This is a genomic window from Streptomyces sp. NPDC002130 (assembly GCF_040296465.1).
GTDB lineage: Bacteria > Actinomycetota > Actinomycetes > Streptomycetales > Streptomycetaceae > Streptomyces.
Window position 1 is genome coordinate 1 of record NZ_JBEOXI010000667.1, and the last position, 1,759, is coordinate 1,759.

2 protein-coding genes are annotated in these 1,759 nt (G+C 70.7%); both read right to left on the reverse strand.

The genetic code is table 11. The features are described from left to right. Positions 1-525, reverse strand: a 525-nt coding sequence (locus tag ABT116_RS44230; protein ID WP_351646513.1) for a DUF4081 domain-containing protein, incomplete at its 3' end; no start/stop codon positions are given. A gap of 177 nt (positions 526-702) precedes the next feature. Further along, positions 703-1,759: flavodoxin-dependent (E)-4-hydroxy-3-methylbut-2-enyl-diphosphate synthase (gene ispG / locus ABT116_RS44235; protein WP_351646515.1), on the reverse strand; the 1,057-nt coding region annotated here is incomplete at its 5' end.

Here is a 1,759-nt window from a genome sequence, read left to right on the forward strand (position 1 = left end):
GCCGCCGTCGCCGGCCAGCGGGGAGACGCCGACCTCTTCGGTGAACATGGCCACGCACGCCGGCATGATCGTCTCCATCTCGTCCTTGCGGACGCGACGGACGTAGGGGTCCGGGGTGATGCCGTCCGGGAGGCGGTCGGTGACCATGAGCGGCTGGTGGCGGCGGACGTCGCGGGCCGGTCCCCACTGGGGTTCCAGCAGCCGCCACAGGTCGGAGGTGGCGCCGGAGGGGCCGACGATGGAGGAGCAGCGGCGACCGGCCCGGCGGGCACGGTCGGCGAAGGCGCGGACGGCGCGCGGGCCGGCGCAGATCGGGACCAGGTTGGCGCCGGCGTAGCAGAGGGAGGTGAGTATGCCGTCCTCGTACCAGCCCCACATCTCACCGCCGAGCCGCCACGGGTCGAGTCCGGCGACCTGTACGCGGGACGTCACGAAGGCGTTCGCGACCGGCTCGCGGTCGAGGACGGCGAGCGCGGCGTCCAGGTCGCTCGGTTCGAGGACCCGTGAGGTGGTCTGCGTCAACACGTGCGGGCCTCACGAACTGGGGTTGCTGGTCTCCGCACTATAGCTGCGCCGCTTGGGCGGTACGCCTCGGAGCTCGGGAGCGACGGTGTTCCGGCGTCCGCGGGTGCGTCCTGGCCGCTCGCGCAGTTCCCCGCGCCCCCGGAAAGGCGGGGCGCGGGTCCCATCGTCGTCAAGTGATCAGCCCGCGACCGCCACCGACGGTTCGCCCGAGGTCACGCCGTCCTGCTCCATCTGCTCGGCGAGCTTCATGGCCTCTTCGATGAGGGTCTCCACGATCTTGGACTCGGGGACGGTCTTGATGACCTCGCCCTTGACGAAGATCTGGCCCTTGCCGTTGCCGGAGGCGACGCCGAGGTCGGCCTCGCGGGCCTCGCCGGGGCCGTTCACGACGCAGCCCATGACGGCGACGCGGAGCGGGACCTCCATGCCGGTCAGGCCGGCGGTGACCTCTTCGGCCAGCTTGTAGACGTCGACCTGTGCGCGGCCGCAGGACGGGCAGGAGACGATCTCCAGGCCGCGCTCCTTGAGGTTCAGGGACTCCAGGATCTGGATGCCGACCTTGACCTCCTCGGCGGGCGGCGCGGAGAGCGAGACGCGGATCGTGTCGCCGATGCCCTGCGAGAGGAGCGCGCCGAAGGCCACCGCCGACTTGATGGTGCCCTGGAAGGCCGGGCCCGCCTCCGTGACGCCGAGGTGCAGCGGGTAGTCGCACTGGGCGGCGAGCTGCTTGTACGCCTCGATCATGACGACCGGGTCGTTGTGCTTGACGGAGATCTTGATGTCCCGGAAGTCGTGCTCCTCGAAGAGGGACGCCTCCCACAGGGCCGACTCGACCAGGGCCTCCGGGGTCGCCTTGCCGTACTTCTGGAGCAGGCGCCGGTCGAGGGAGCCCGCGTTGACGCCGATGCGGATCGGGGTGCCGTGGTCCCGGGCCGCCTTGGCGATCTCCTTGACCTTGTCGTCGAACTGCTTGATGTTGCCGGGGTTGACGCGGACCGCCGCACAACCGGCCTCGATGGCCGCGAACACGTACTTCGGCTGGAAGTGGATGTCGGCGATGACCGGGATCTGCGACTTGCGGGCGATGGTCGCGAGGGCGTCGGCGTCGTCCTGGGTCGGGCAGGCGACGCGGACGATCTGACAGCCGGAGGCGGTGAGTTCGGCGATCTGCTGGAGGGTCGCGCCGATGTCGGACGTGCGCGTCGTGGTCATCGACTGCACCGACACGGGGGCG